The 15,891-nt window shown below is 33.3% G+C and carries 11 protein-coding genes; 7 read left to right on the forward strand and 4 right to left on the reverse strand.

Features of this window, described 5'->3' with window-relative positions:
• The first annotated feature begins 75 nt into the window (after positions 1-75).
• The 3 genes from acsA to ssuE all read left to right on the forward strand — a co-directional run bounded on the left by acsA (position 76) and on the right by ssuE (position 3,977).
• On the forward strand, positions 76-1,785 hold the full coding sequence (gene acsA, locus AAA453_RS02755) for an acetate--CoA ligase (RefSeq protein WP_427706103.1): 1,710 nt from the start codon (positions 76-78) through the stop codon (positions 1,783-1,785).
• 128 nt (positions 1,786-1,913) lie between these two features.
• Positions 1,914-3,323 carry an LLM class flavin-dependent oxidoreductase gene (locus AAA453_RS02760; RefSeq protein WP_427706105.1) on the forward strand — a complete coding sequence of 470 codons (1,410 nt, stop codon included), beginning with the start codon at positions 1,914-1,916 and terminating at the stop codon, positions 3,321-3,323.
• Positions 3,324-3,437: 114 nt separating this feature from the next.
• On the forward strand, positions 3,438-3,977 hold the full coding sequence (gene ssuE / locus AAA453_RS02765) for an NADPH-dependent FMN reductase (RefSeq protein ID WP_277581968.1): 540 nt from the start codon (positions 3,438-3,440) through the stop codon (positions 3,975-3,977).
• Between the two features lie 72 nt (positions 3,978-4,049).
• Here ssuE and AAA453_RS02770 read toward each other — a convergent pair whose 3' ends face one another.
• Both AAA453_RS02770 and AAA453_RS02775 read right to left on the reverse strand, forming a co-directional pair.
• A complete protein-coding gene (locus tag AAA453_RS02770) occupies positions 4,050-4,709 on the reverse strand; it encodes a hypothetical protein (protein ID WP_427706107.1) in 660 nt (219 codons plus the stop codon).
• A gap of 236 nt (positions 4,710-4,945) precedes the next feature.
• Positions 4,946-6,535, reverse strand: a complete 1,590-nt coding sequence (locus AAA453_RS02775; RefSeq protein WP_427706109.1) for an L-lactate permease — start codon at positions 6,533-6,535, stop codon at positions 4,946-4,948.
• 424 nt (positions 6,536-6,959) lie between these two features.
• On the opposite strand from AAA453_RS02775, the gene AAA453_RS02780 reads away from it, so the two are divergent.
• From AAA453_RS02780 to nagB, 4 genes are all read left to right on the forward strand, one after another.
• A complete protein-coding gene (locus AAA453_RS02780; protein WP_427706111.1) occupies positions 6,960-8,213 on the forward strand; it encodes an MFS transporter in 1,254 nt (417 codons plus the stop codon).
• A 528-nt stretch (positions 8,214-8,741) separates the two neighbouring features.
• Positions 8,742-9,773 (forward strand): ornithine carbamoyltransferase, encoded by a 1,032-nt coding sequence (argF, locus tag AAA453_RS02785; RefSeq protein ID WP_427706113.1) that lies wholly within the window; start codon positions 8,742-8,744, stop codon positions 9,771-9,773.
• A gap of 377 nt (positions 9,774-10,150) precedes the next feature.
• Positions 10,151-11,689, forward strand: coding sequence for a glucose-specific PTS transporter subunit IIBC (ptsG, locus tag AAA453_RS02790; RefSeq protein ID WP_427706115.1), 1,539 nt, complete (start codon positions 10,151-10,153; stop codon positions 11,687-11,689).
• Between the two features lie 134 nt (positions 11,690-11,823).
• Positions 11,824-12,546: a glucosamine-6-phosphate deaminase gene (gene nagB, locus AAA453_RS02795; protein ID WP_427706117.1), complete on the forward strand. Its 723-nt coding sequence runs from the start codon at positions 11,824-11,826 to the stop codon at positions 12,544-12,546.
• A gap of 249 nt (positions 12,547-12,795) precedes the next feature.
• On the opposite strand, the gene AAA453_RS02800 is transcribed toward nagB, so the two are convergent.
• On the reverse strand, positions 12,796-14,046 hold the full coding sequence (locus AAA453_RS02800) for an aminoacyltransferase (RefSeq protein ID WP_427706119.1): 1,251 nt from the start codon (positions 14,044-14,046) through the stop codon (positions 12,796-12,798).
• 540 nt (positions 14,047-14,586) lie between these two features.
• Complete coding sequence (locus AAA453_RS02805) at positions 14,587-15,891, reverse strand: TcaA second domain-containing protein (protein WP_427706121.1); 1,305 nt, start codon at positions 15,889-15,891, stop codon at positions 14,587-14,589.

The following is a 15,891-nucleotide window of genomic DNA, read 5'->3' on the forward strand; positions in this document are numbered from 1 at the left end:
ATTATTAAATAATAGGTTGAATATTCAGAAAGTTCCATCTATAATGATTTTTAAATCTTTATAGGAGGCATACACATGACAACTGAAATTTTAAAAGGTGAAAAAGGAAACTTTAATCTTCAAGATTATGAACATACATATAATAACTTTGATTGGAAAGAAGCGGAAAAAGCATTTTCTTGGTATGAAACAGGAAAAGTAAATATGGCATATGAATGTATAGACCGTCACGTAGATAACGGTAAAGGGCAAAAAATTGCCTTGAATTATAAAGACAGTGCACAAGAAGCATCTTTTACTTTCGAAGAATTAAAGCTAGCTTCAAATAAAGTAGCGAATCTATTAAAGACAGAAGCTAACGTAGAAAAAGGCGATAGAGTGTTTGTGTATATGCCTAGAATGCCAGAACTGTATTTTTCATTTTTAGGTATTTTAAAAACTGGAGCAATATGTGGTCCATTATTCGAAGCATTTATGGATCAAGCAGTAGAAGAACGTTTAAGCAATGCAGATGCTAAAGTCTTAGTTACAACAGAAGATTTATTACCCCGTGTGCCTTACTCAAAATTACCAGACTTAGAAACTATTATAGTTGTGGGTGACAATGTATCACCAGAACATATTGATTTTCATACAGCGTTCAAGCATGCGAGTGATAGTTTCGACATTGAATGGCTAAATCGTGAAGACCCACTTGTATTGCATTACACGTCTGGGTCAACTGGCCAACCTAAAGGCGTCTTACATGCACAGGATGCGATGATTGTGCATTACATTACAGGAAAATATGTATTAGATTTACAAGAAGATGATATTTATTGGTGTACTGGAGATCCAGCTTGGGTAACAGGATCGTCCTACGGCATATTCAGTCCTTGGCTTCACGGCGTAACAAATTGTGTCATAGGTGGAAGATTCTCTCCAGAATTATGGTATGAAATGATAGAAAAATATAAAGTTACATTATGGTATACCGCACCTACAGCATTACGTATGTTGATGAGTAAAGGTGAGACATTCACTAAGCAATATGATTTATCAACTTTAAGAAGTATTTTGTCAGTCGGTGAACCTTTAAACCCAGAAGTGATTCGTTGGGGCAATGAAGTATATGGCAGACGTATACTAGATACTTGGTGGATGACAGAAACCGGTGGATTAATGATTGTGAATTATCCAAGTCAGACTATTAAATTGGGTTCTATGGGTAAACCATTACCAGGTATTACAGCAAGTATTGTCGATGACGAAGGTAATGAATTACCTCCGAATACATTAGGTAATTTAGCGTTAAAAGCAGGATGGCCTTCCATGATGAGGAAAATATGGAAAAATGAAGAAAAATTCAATTCATATTTTGTGAATGGTTGGTATATTTCTGGAGATTCAGCATATCGAGATGAAGACAATTACTTTTTCTTCAAAAGTAGAGTAGATGATGTGATTATGACATCAGGCGAAAGAGTAGGCCCGTTTGAAGTTGAGTCTAAACTTGTAGAACATCCAGCGATTGCAGAGGCAGGAGTTATTGGTATCCCTGATGACGTAAGAGGTGAAATTATCAAAGCATATGTCACATTGCGTGAAGGCGTAGAAAAAACGGATGAACTTAAAGTTGAAATAAGACAATTTGTTAAGACTGGTTTAGCTGCACATGCTGCACCAAGAGAAATTGATTTTATGGATAAATTACCGAAAACAAGTTTTGGTAAAATTATGCGTCGTGTCTTAAAAGCTTGGGAATTAGATTTGCCAGCTGGAGATTTAAGTACGATTGAAAAATAATTTTCAACTAATATCCGATTAAATTTATCTGATTAATATAAAAATATTTTACAAAATAAATGAAAAAATAAAATCACAACCATGAAATATAAGCATAAGCGTGACTTAAACTCATAGGAGGTAATACAATGGGAAAAAAACAAATACATTTTAATGGCTTTATTCAGAACTCACCAGCACCACATGCAATTGGTCTTTGGAAACATGACAAACATGAAGGCGCACAACATGGCACCATCGATTATTGGGTGAAGCTTGCAAAGCTTTTTGAAAAAGGGAAGTTCGATTCACTATTTATCGCTGATGTATTAGGAACGTATAGTGAATATGGCAATGATTATAAAACAGCTGTACAACATGCCGTACAAGTTCCAGATCATGATCCATTATTAGTGATATCTGCTATGGCGCAAGCAACAGAACACGTAGGATTTGCACCAACTGTATCTACGACTTATTTTCAACCATATGATATTGCGAGAAAATTTTCTACATTAGATCATTTAACACATGGCCGAATTGGTTGGAACGTTGTGACATCTTATTTAGGAAGTGAAGCGGAAAATTTAGGATTAACAGAACGTATGCCTAAAGAAACAAGATACGATCGTGCAGACGAATTTTTAGATGTAACATATAAATTGTGGGAAAGTAGTTGGGAAGATGACGCCGTTGTAAAAGATAAAGCAACCAACACGTATGCAGATCCAGATAAAGTACATTTAATTAATCACAGTGGGCGTTTCTTTAATGTCCCTGGGCCACATATTGTAGAGCCATCTCCACAGCGTACACCAGTATTATTTCAAGCAGGAGCTTCGGATAAAGGACGTAACTTTGCAGGTAAACATGCAGAAGCAATCTTTGTCGTGAATCACTCACTTCAAGGCCTAGCTAATGATGTAAATGACATTCGTTCTAGAGCAACACAACAAGGCAGAAATAAAGAAGATTTAAAGGTGTTTACTATGATTGTTCCCGTTATTGGTGATACGGTAGAAGAAGCAGAACAATTACATCAAGAGTTAATCGAACATATCACTTATGAAGGAACTGCTGCTTTATTAAGTGGACACACAGGCATAGACTTTTCTCAATTTGACCCAGATCAATATTTAGAAGATATTGAAACAGATGCGATTCAAAGCTTGTTAGATATTTATGCGAAAGATCCAACACGTAAATGGACGTTGAAAGAAGCTATTAAGCATCATGGCTTAGGTATTGGCTCAGTTCGCTTTGTCGGCACACCTACGCAAATTGCTGATGAAATAGAGCACTGGGTTGAAGTTGCTGATGTAGATGGGTTTAATATTGCGTATGGAACGATACCAAATTCATATGAAGATTTCATAGAAAAAGTGGTTCCAATATTACAAGAACGTGGCGTTTATCGTAAAGATTATGATGAAGAAAATACAACTCTTAGAGAAAATTTATTCGGTAAAGGTGAAAAGTATTTAAGATCTACGCATCCAGGATCACAATATAAACCGCAATTTAATAAGCAATATAGTTATAGTACAGCAGAAATTTAAATTCAATAGAAACAACATGCATAACAATAAAATGTTTAGTTTTTAAAAATTGAGATCCTGTCAGGTGTCTGAGAAAGTATAAGCAGTTTGAATAAATAAAGGAGGACATTAAAGATGGCAAGTGTAGCAATCATTGCAGGTGGAAATAAATTACAATCTCGTTTAACAGGTATTGTCGAGTATGCTGAAAAATATCTAGAAGATGAAGGTATTGATACAGATGTTGTACATGTTCATCAATTAGACGCAGAAGCGTTGATTACAGCGGATTTTTCTAATGCATCTATTAATGAAACGCATCAAAAAATAGAAAACGCAGATGGTATCATTATCGTATCTCCTGTATTTAAAGCAGCTTATTCAGGTATTGTTAAAACGTATTTAGATTTATTGCCAAGAGGCGCTTTCACAGGTAAGACAGTATTGCCATTAGCATTAGGCGGAACCTTTGCGCATGTATTAGCAATTCAATATAGTTTGGATCCAGTGATTAAAGAACTAGGTGCAGACACAATTCACAAAGGCAGATTTATATTAGATAAACACATCACTTCAAATGAAGACGGCACTTATGATTATGATCAAGAAGCCAAAGATGGATTAGATAAAACATTAAAAAAGTTTGTCAGTGACAAATCACAAGTCAGAGAATAATATGTTGAATATAAAAAGGATGGAAGCGAGACATTATTTATGTCACGCACCCATCCTTTTTTATGTATAAATTTATAAAGATACTAAAGACCATTGATGTTTGTCATCATAAGTTAATTTGAAGTCTTGTGTTTCAATAGCTATCGGAAATGCAGTAGATGCTTTATCGGAAAAAATCCATTTTTTATTTTCAGGTGTTAACAAAATATAACTCTCATCCTCTGAATCACACATAAAATTTAAAGCTTCTGGAGAAAATGAATGCCCTTCATGTGTTGTAAGATGGTGATTGGTTAAAGCTTGATACACATCATCCAGCTCATTACAGACAAATCCAACTTCACTAATTCTTGAAAATTCAGGTTCATCCGTCATATTAGATACTCTTGCAATGAGTTCGACAATATTACCTGAAGGATCATTAAAATAAACTGAATGTGCAACGAAAGATTCAAAATAAGTTGTATGTTGGCCATCTTCCATCAATAAAAATAAAATATTTTGATAGTGTTGTTTCATATCGTAAAAATGATTGTAAGGAATATCTATTGCAAAGTGGTAAAACGGTTGATTGATTTCTTCGGATTTTTGAAAATTTAATTGAGTTTCCCCAATTTGAACAATAAAAGAATCGTGATCAAGAACTTGAACAGGACATTCTAATGTTTCTTCGTAAAACTGCAAAGTTTCTTCCAACTCAGAGGTTAATAACGTAACGTTTTTAAATTTCATTTGTAGATCCCCATCCAATCCATTGTTTAGTTTGGCAAATAAATTTAATTAATAAGTTAATTGTACTTTATCAAAATATTAAGGAGTATGATAATATAACGAAGTTATAAAGTAAAAATACACTTTAATCTATTGAATATCCCAGGTGTTTTGTAGTATTAATAAATAAATAAAACAGACTAAATGCTAATCAAAGCACTTAGTCTGTTTTATTTATTTATTAAGTTTCAACTAAATTAGAAGAAAAACAGTGTGAAGATATATGCACTAATACCTGCGAGTGCACAATATATGAGGGCAGGCGCTAGTGTTTTTCTAATTACGCCACCTTCTTCACCCGGCATATTTACCACGGCACACACTGCAACAACATTATGAACACAAATCATATTACCTGCAGCGCCACCAATAACTTGTGCAGCTAATACAGTAAATGAATCAGCACCAATTGCGTTTGCGATGTTCATTTGAATTGGTGAGAATGTAAGTGTTGATACTGTTGCGCTTCCTGTAATAAAGGAACCTAAAGCACCTAAGAACGGAGCAACAAATAACCAAACTGGGCCTAAATATTCGGACATAGCATTAGCTATATATTCAGGCATACTAATTAAGTCATTAGCATTAATACCAGAGTTAATGAATACGTGAACCATTGCGAGTGTCGCAATAAGTGTAATACCAGTTATTTTAATCGTTTTTAAGGATTCTACACTAGCTTCAGCCATATCCTTAAATGGTTTTTTCTGAATAATGATAGCAAATATTGCGGATAGTAATAAGATGGTTCCTGGTGAATACAATACTTCCCAATCTGATGAAATACTTTCAAAATTCATAATGTTAGTCCAAGTTAAATCTAAAACACTTGTTGTGAATTCTTTAATAAATGGTACTGTTCTAGTAAGTAATAATAAGACAACTACCATTAAATATGGTGCCCAAGCAGTAAGTAAACTCATTGATTCTTCTGATTTTTGCACTTCTGCAGATTCATCTAATGCGTCTTTCCACTCAGTCTTAGGTAATAGCCAACCTTTGCTTGCAGTTACAACTGCTACAACAAGTCCAGTCAACGAACCTAATATTGCTACGAACTCCGGACCAAATAAAAATGCATAAGCAAATGCTGAAACCGCGTAAACAATACCGATTAAAGCGAGCCATGGTATCATTTCAAGTATAGATTTCATTTTATTTTTCTTACCAAAGAAGACAACCATAGTAATGATTAAAATAATTGGTATAAAAATACCGCTTAATAAATCTAATGTAGCAATGCGTTCAGCTGTTGATTGGAAAAATCCACTGTCAGCATCTTGCAATGTACTAAGTCCAACTATGACAGGTGTGCCAACCGCACCGAATGATACGGCAACACTATCTGCAATTAATGCAGTAGCCACAGCGACCATTGGTCTAAAACCTAAAGCTACCATTAATGGTGCTGTCACCATAGCAGGAGTACCAAAACCTGATGCGCCTTCAATGAGTGACCCAAATAAGAATGCCACGATAATGACTTGAACACGCATATCCCCAGATATTTTTTCAAAACCTGCGTTAATACGATCTACAGCTCCTGTTTGTCGTAATGTATTAAGTAGTACAAGTGCACCGAATAAGATATATAGAATCGTAAACGTTTTATGTGTACCTTGTAATAATGAGGCAATTATAACATTACCTTTCATACCCCAAACAAATATTCCCAATAATGTAACAACAATTGCACTGATTATCATACCTTTTAAAGCTGACATACGAAGTAGCACTAAAAAGATAAACGGTACAATTACTGCACTTAAAGCAATTAATAACAGCATATATTTTAACCCCTAACTTACAAAATTAATATCATCTAGTCATATGATGATTAAATCATAATTATTGTAAACGTTTTCAAAATAAAAATCAATCTTCTGTAATTAATATATAACTTAAATAAATTATTAAACGTATCAAAAAAATAGCTATGTAGAATTAATAAAGTGCTATAGAAGTGCTGATTATATCAAAAGTATCTAAAAATAATCATTAATCGAAAGAAAACGAAAGAAAACGAAAATAAATTTGCATTATTAGAAAAAATACAATAATATAAAGACAATATATGAAAGCGTTTTCTATACGATGAAATATGAAAGGCAGCAATTAAAATTTATTTTTATCACTTAGGATTTTAGTATGTTTTGTAATTGTATAAGTAGCCACAAGTTATCAATTTAATTACATAGGGGTGTGTTAAATATGAATAAAAAATTATCGAAAATGGGTATGCCACCAACTTTATTATGGGGGTATATTGGCGTATTAATCTTTATGATGGGTGATGGATTAGAACTTGCTTGGATAAGTCCTTATCTTCATGATCACGGCTTATCCGTTCAACAAACTGCAATTTTAACGACTTGTTATGGTGTGACCATTGCAATTGGATCTTGGTTCTCAGGCGTCTTGGTCGAAATTATTGGACCGCGTAAAGTTATGTTGTTAGGCACAGGGCTGTATATTGTTGGTCATATTATATTTGTAGGATTTGCAATACCTACGATGAATTATGAACTAATGATTCCGTCGTATGCCATTCGAGGATTTGGTTATCCGTTGTTTGCTTATTCATTTTTAGTGTGGGTGGCTTACCGTTCACCTCAAAAACGATTAGGTGCGGCAGTAGGTTGGTTCTGGTTTGTATTTACAGGTGGTTTAAGTGTGCTTGGATCATTCTATTCATCATTCGCAATTCAATGGTTTGGTCATGTGTTCACTTTATGGACAGCTATTATATGGGTTCTTATTGGAACGTTTTTAGCTGTATTTGTAAACAGAGATCAATTTGAAATAGAAGATAAAGGCCATGGTGTGAAAGAACATGTAAAAGAAATGGGTGCTGGAATTACGATATTAAAAAGAGAACCACGTGTCGCAGTGGCATGTATTGTAAGAATTATTAATCAAGCATCACAATATGCATTCCCGTTGTTCTTGCCTATATATTTAGCATCAAAGGGTATTGAAACAACAACTTGGCTTAATATTTGGGGAACAATTTTTTTCGCGAATATTATATTTAATATAATATTCGGTGCATTGAGTGACAAGATTGGTTGGAAAAATACAATCTCATACATCGGCGGTATTGGTTGTGCTGTGTTCACATTAGGATTGTATTTTGTACCAGAATTATTTACAGGTAATGTATTTGTCATCGGCACTGTAGGGTTTTTATGGGGTATGTGTCTAGCAGGATTTGTTCCAATTTCTGCGCTCGTACCTTCGCTTGTAGGTGATGGCGACAAAGGGCCAGCGATGGCTATACTAAACTTAGGTGCAGGGTTATGTGTATTTGCTGGGCCTGGATTAGTAGCGTTATTCTACGATAGTATTGGCGTAAAAGGCATGATGTACTTAATCTTTGGATTATATGTAGCAAGTGCAATTATGACACGTTTCTTAAAAACGCCTGAAGAGCGTGCAAAGCTTAGTAAGAAAGAAGCAACGTAATCGTAAAAATTATGTATTAAAAAATAAATATTTACCATTAAAAAAGTCTCATTCTAGTTTTAAAACTAGAATGGGACTCTTTTATTTTTAAAAGCTGATTATGCAATCGTTTTGAAATGGGGTGGAAATGAATGACTTATTTTTCTTGGAAGCCACCAGAAATAAATTGAGCAACGATCTGTTTGATTACAGTCACAATTTTAGTTAACAGAATCAATCACCTCCGTCAATTAAGTATTTCAGCGTCATTGTAGTACAAAAAAGTAGTACAATGCGTATTCATACATAACTCAAAAAATAAATTTCACAAGTGTTATTTATTGAAAATTCACAGTGCATAAATGCTTTGAAAAACTGCATAAATGTTAAATTCATTAGTTAAAATGAGTGCTGTTTATCAAATAATTAAAGATAACATTCTAAACTAAAATTCAACAATATACATAATAAAGCATATTTATACTTGTTTTATATGTGAATTACGTATATTATGTATATAAATCTTATAAAAATATTGGAGTGATGAAAATGGGGTTGAACACAACAGCTTTAAATAAGTTACAAGTTTTTAAAGGAGAACACTTTTTGAAAACATGCGATTTTTCAGCAGAAGAATTGAATACATTAATAGATTTTACTGGAGAGTTAAAGGAAAAGAAAAAACGTGGGATCCCTCATCCTTATCTGAAAGGAAAGAATTTAGCGTTACTCTTTGAAAAACCCTCTACAAGAACACGTTCGGCATTTAGTGTTGCTGCGTATGATTTGGGCGCTTATCCAGAGTATTTTGGCCAAGGTGATATTCACTTAGGTGTGAAAGAATCTACAGCTGATACTGCAAAAGTATTAGGTCGTATGTATGACGGCATTGAATTTAGAGGTTATCATCAAAAAGATATAGAATCTTTAGCTAAAAATGCCAATGTGCCAGTTTGGAATGGCTTGACGAATGAGTGGCATCCAACGCAAATGATTGCGGATTTCTTTACATTAAAAGAAAATTGGGGAACTTTAGAAGGTAAAACATTAACATATGTAGGTGATGCTAGAAATAATGTAGCACATGATTTACTTATCACTGGAGCTATATTAGGCGTTAACGTACATATTGCTGCACCTAAATCTTTACAACCTGATGAAGCAATTCAAAAGATGGCTAAGGATTATGCTGCACAATCTCAGAGTGAAATTTTAATTACGGATGACGTGAATCAAGCAATTTATCAAACAGATGCTATCTATACAGATGTATGGTTATCAATGGGTGAGGATCAATCTGTTTTAGAAACCCGTATTAATGAATTATTACCTTACCAAGTAAATGAATCAATGTTATTGAATACGATGAATCCTAATGCAATCGTCTTACATTGTTTACCAGCATTTCACGATTTAAACACTGAAGTAGGACAACAGATTTATGAAAAATATGGTTTGTCTGAAATGGAAATTACGGATGACGTATTTCAAGGTGAGCACGCTGTGATATTTGATCAAGCTGAAAATAGATTACATTCTATAAAAGCAATTATGTCAGTGACACTAGGCGATATATTTTAAGCGAAGCAATAGTCGTAGGGGAGGGAATACGAAATCAAATTTCAAATTTTGGTTTCTGTCCCTCCCCATTTTTTTGCACACCTTACGAAGTCATAGCTTGTAGTCTTCAGCACTATTATTTACCGAAAATGTTGGCTCAAAACACTGCCGTGAAACTTTTAATATGACGATGTAGATTGTGAAGTGTCCTAATGGGTGAAACAGATTATTTAATGTATAAAGAAAACTGTTATTTAAGTGAACTAAACGAGGTTTATAATAAAGGGCTTACATAAAAAGCGTTATATCCTTTTGAAAATGTTTTTCATAATGACGAATTGTATTGATTATCATTTTCTTTGCTTGTATATTTATGGTAATTAGGAGGTTAATCAATTATGAGTAAGCTATTTGAGAAAGCACAACAATTCGGTAAGTCCTTTATGTTACCTATAGCAATTTTACCAGCAGCCGGTTTATTGTTAGGTATTGGTGGCGCATTAAGTAATCCAAATACAATCAAAGCATATCCTTTATTGGATATTGAACTATTACAAAATATATTTATATTAATGTCATCTGCAGGTGATATTGTCTTCCAAAATTTACCTGTCATTTTTGCAGTAGGTGTTGCGATTGGTTTAGCCAAAAGTGATAAAGGAACAGCAGGTTTAGCTGCCATGTTAGGGTTCCTCATTATGAATGCTTCAATGAATGGTTTGTTAATTATTACAGATACATTAGCAGACGGTAATTTAGCTAAAGAAGGTCAAAGTACAGTCCTTGGAATACAAACAGTGGAAACAGGCGTATTTGGCGGTATTATAACCGGCATCATGACAGCGCTTTTACATAATAAGTTCCATAAAATATCCTTGCCAACCTATTTAGGATTCTTTGGCGGTTCACGTTTTGTGCCTATTATCACAGCATTAGGTTCTATTATATTAGGTGTCGTGATGTTCTTTATTTGGCCAACTGTGCAAGGTTGGATATTTGGTGTTGGAGGACTTGTAGATAAAACAGGAGTTATTGGTACTTTTTTCTTTGGTTTTATTTTAAGGCTTTTGGGACCATTTGGTTTACATCATATTTTTTACTTACCATTTTGGCAGACAGCGCTGGGTGGTACTTTAGAAGTGAAAGGACAAATTGTACAAGGTACACAAAATATCTTTTTTGCTCAATTGGGTGATCCTGATGTTACTAAATATTATTCAGGTGTATCAAGATATATGTCAGGTAGATTCATTACTATGATGTTTGGTTTATGTGGTGCTGCATTGGCAATCTACCATACTGCAAAGCCAGAACGTAAAAAAGTCGTTGGCGGATTAATGTTATCTGCAGCGTTAACATCATTTTTAACAGGAATTACAGAACCATTAGAATTCAGTTTCTTATTTGTAGCACCGGTTCTTTATGTCATACATGCCTTTTTAGATGGTTTAGCGTTTATGCTCGCAGACATATTTAATATTACGATTGGTCAAACATTTAGTGGTGGTTTCATTGATTATCTATTATTTGGTATATTGCAGGGCAATGCTAAGACGAATTTCTTGTGGGTAATTCCAATAGGTATCGTTTGGTTTATGCTTTATTATATTATATTCAGATTTTGCATCACGAAATTTAATTTCAAAACACCTGGACGTGAAGAAGGCGAAGCGGCTGAAACTGTAGAAGCAACTGATCGTGCTAAAACGATTATTCAAGGTCTTGGTGGTAAAGAGAATATTGATATCGTTGATTGTTGCGCAACAAGATTAAGAGTTACCTTAAAGACTGATAAAGATGTTGATAGAAAAATATTAGAGTCGACCGAAGCGAGAGGCGTGATTCAGAAGGGGAACGGCGTTCAAATTGTTTATGGTCCCCATGTAACTACGATAAAAAATGAAGTAGAAGAACTATTAGATAGTGAACAGTCATAAACAAGCGTATAATAGTATTGTATGCATGATTCATTTTATATTAATTTGATAAAAAACAGATAATTATGTAATATAGGTTATTAAATGTTAATTATGAAAATATATAGTGATATTAGAAAGAATGGGGTAGAAATATGAACGTTATAAATTTGAAAGACCGCACAACGGCGAGTCAATATGTTGCTATAGAGCTTTTGAAACAAATAAAGTCGCAACCTAATGCTGTGTTAGGACTTGCTACGGGAAGTACAATGATTGATATCTATAAATACTTAGCGGAATTAATTAATGTTAATCACACAGAATTAACTGATGTGGTGACATTTAATTTAGATGAGTATATTGGGTTAGCGGCAGATCATGAACAAAGTTACCATGCTTATATGAAAGAGCACTTATTCAATCATAATAGCACTTGGAACGAAGATAATATTTATTTACCTAAAGGTGATGCAGAAGATGTAGAAAAAGAATGTATTGCCTATGAGCAATGTATACACAATGCAGGGCCAGCAGACATTCAAATCTTAGGTATCGGTGAAAATGGACATATTGGTTTTAATGAGCCATTTTCATCATTTGAAAGTGAAACACGCGTAGTAGATTTAACGGATTCAACAATCAAAGCAAACAGTCAACACTTCGATAATATTGAAGATGTACCTAAACAAGCTATTTCAATGGGCTTAGCATCTATTATGAGTGCGAAACGCATCATTCTAATAGCGTTTGGAAGTAATAAGCAAGATGCAATCCAACAATTAATGGATGGTAAAGTGTCAGAATCACTTCCTGCTTCAATATTGCATCAACATCCGAATGTAGAAGTTATCGTTGATGATTCAGCTTTAAATTAAATAAATATACAAAAGCGATACAAGTTTGTATTGGTTTAGAATGTCGACAAAGTTTCCGACTTTGTTGGCATTTTTTTGTGCGCGCTGTCCGCGGGCGCAACCTCAGCCTATAGTATTCGGCTAGTACATTATTAACTAATGAGGAATTGGACCAAATCGCCGACATTTTCAAGTGGTATTGAGTAATGAATGAACAAAAAATAGATTCAAAAACCAAATACATTTACAGCATTTGGTTTTGAATCTAATTTACGTAACATGTCTATTTTTATTTAATAAATATAGTTTGTATAAAAATTTTCTAATTGGAATTATAAAATCACCAATATATTCTTCTACGTGTGCATTAAAGCCTTTTTTAAATTGCTGTACACCATAATCATCAGAATTTTCACTGAAGTCTCCAGTAATGCCATAAAAATTATATCTTGGAATGTCGTTCTCTATGGCAAATTTAATCATATCCCATTGTAAACGATAAGACCCCATAAATTGGTTGTATTTAGGATTAGAACCACTAGATAGGTAATAAACTTCATCTTTCGTGTATATATAAAATGCAGCAGCTAAATTCAAGATATTTCCTTCTGTTGAAATTAATTCAATCGTCTCATTAATTTTTCTTTCGTAACTGTTTTGTTGTTGCGTTAACTGGTTCAATTTCGTTTTTGTTTTTTTAGAATTAGTGTTTTCTTGTAATTTATTCTCTAAATTTTTAATTTCTAAAAGAAGGTTATCGTTTTTCTTTTGCAATTGCTGCTTATAATTTTCTAAATTGATATACGCGAGTTTTAACATAGAATGATTAGCATAAATTTTTTGCATTTCCTCAAAATAAGCTTTATCTCTAAATTTAAAATTATGCTTTTCTTCTGCCATTTGAAATAGTTCAAAGAATACATCGGTTTCTGAAATATCCAATGTTTTTATTTCCACACCCATTTCAAAAGTTTTTTTAATATTACGACGTGTCTGATAATCCATTTCTTTTAATATGGTACTTTCACTTTTATCTTTTAAATTTAAAACAGATAACCATCTAATTTGGCTAGTAGTAGAGTAACCAATACTATAACCTTGATGGGCATAACCTAATTTTGATAATGCATTTTTAAGCTTTTCATTATCATAGTGTTCAATTATTTTTCCATCAGTATCTCTAATATTTTCTAAAATATATGGATCTATTAAAGCGAATAATGCTTTTTGAGTTTTTAAATATACTTTTAAATTTTCAAAAAAGAATTTAATTAATATTGGATTACTATAATCTAAAACAGGACCTCTGTGAGAATAAAAGTATTTAAAAAACCTTAATGCCCTAGCTTCTGTTAATAGACAAGCTGCTATCACTTTATCATCTTCTTTAACGCCTACTAAATGTACATCGTTCTTATTCTGATTTCTATAATGAAAATGAGAATAAGACTGGGTATAATGCACAAAATGTTGATTAATAAAATCAGTGAATTCTTTTGCTGTTAATTCTACGAAGTTCATTTTTTCACCTATTTCTTAAATAATAAGAAACCTGGATCAGCAGTCCAGATCCCTAGGATCTAGTGGATTTATAGATATTTATAGATAAATATTACGAGTTTAATTCAATAAAATTCTAACATGTAATATTACATCAGTATAGATTTACATATAAAAGTTACTAAAATTGTGACAATTAAAAAAGATAAATGAAAGTGGCGTAGAGTGATTAGAAAAAAGGGGAAGTGAAGATGTTCGAATAACGTGAATAACTACATATTATTAAAATTATTTTGAAAAGAAGCAAGAAAGATTTATTTAAATAAAAAACAGCCTGGGACATAGCACATGTCTCAGGCTTATTTTTTATATTGGCAGTGGCTGACTGAATTGAAAATGCGCTTATATCAAGCTTTTAAAGAACTACTACTTCATTTATGAAGACAAGTAGTTCTTTAAAAGCGCTGAAGCACTTGTTTACAGTAGCTGTGCCGGGCTGGGTTCATACGACGAAATTTATTAGAAAAATTAGATTTCTGTCCCACTCCCTATAAAATAATATTAATATCCAGAATTGACTTTTTTACCGTCTTCATCATATTCTGTGACATAACCGTCATCATCTATAGTATATGATCCAGCTAAATTACCGTCTTTATCGGTAAATGAAAATCCCCAACCATCATCTGTTTCTTCAGGTTCTTTATAAGTATAAGTATCAGTGTCTAAACTTTCGCCTTCATATGATTCGACTTTGTCTATAACATTATCATGTGTGACATCCTCCTCATCTGAACTGGATGCGTCTTCGTCATCTTCAGATTGAGTTTCTTTTTCAAATACTTTGTCTTCATGGTCGCTAATAGCATCATCATCAAAGGTTAAAGTAACGTCAACTTCTTCTTCGTCGTTTTCAGGGCTTGAAACATTCTCGACATTTGATGTGAATTGTTTATCTTCAACTTCAGTTGTAGCATATACTTCTACTTTTTCGTCAGGTGAGTATGGACCAAATGTTTCGCTAGCGTATTCATCAAAGTCTTGTTGTTTTTCACCATTGATATAAAGCTTTAGTGAATCTGAATCGATATATGCTGAGTCAGTACTTACAGTAAAACGCTTTTGTTTGAATTGAGGATCAGCATCGTTACTTTCAGACATATCGATATGAACGACACCATCAAACTTTTTACCATCTACTTTTTGAGTAGCTTTTAAATCGTATATTCCAATAGGGAAGTCATCAAGTGTTTTTGTCTTACCTTGTTTTAGTTTCACTTGTTTCGTATCGTCGTTATGTTTGTAAGATAACGTACTATCTTCTTCAGGAAGAATGGTAACAGACGCTTCATTTACATTAAAATTATAGTTTTTAAATATGCCCCATTTTTTACCATCTTGAGAGATGTTTATGAGTTCGTTATCGCCAACCGTAACAGAAGTGCCACCCATTGTATTATCTTTCATACCTTGTGCAGCGCTTTGAATTTCATCACCAACACGTTCAGGGCTATCTGTTTCATTAATATATTTATAGACAGCTTTGGCTTCGTCTTTAGACAGAGACCCGCCGTTTGCTTTTAAATTATGAGTTAAGTTACTGGGCTTATTATTTTTTAAATCATTTGAAATAGCTTCAGCTTGTTTTGTCGGTGAAAGCTGACTTTCAATTATCTTATAAGCTGTAAATAATGCAATAATGATAACTACAATGACAGCAATTGTAATATAAAGTGGTAATTTTGATTTTTTATTATGATTGTCGTTGTTATTTGTACTACGTTGTTGATGTACAGGTGTGCCACACTGTGTACATACTTTTTGGTTTGGTTTAATTTCGGCTCCACAATTACTACAGTATTTCAT

The sequence above is a fragment of the Staphylococcus parequorum genome, assembly GCF_039237145.1.
Classification (GTDB): Bacteria; Bacillota; Bacilli; order Staphylococcales; family Staphylococcaceae; genus Staphylococcus; species Staphylococcus equorum_A.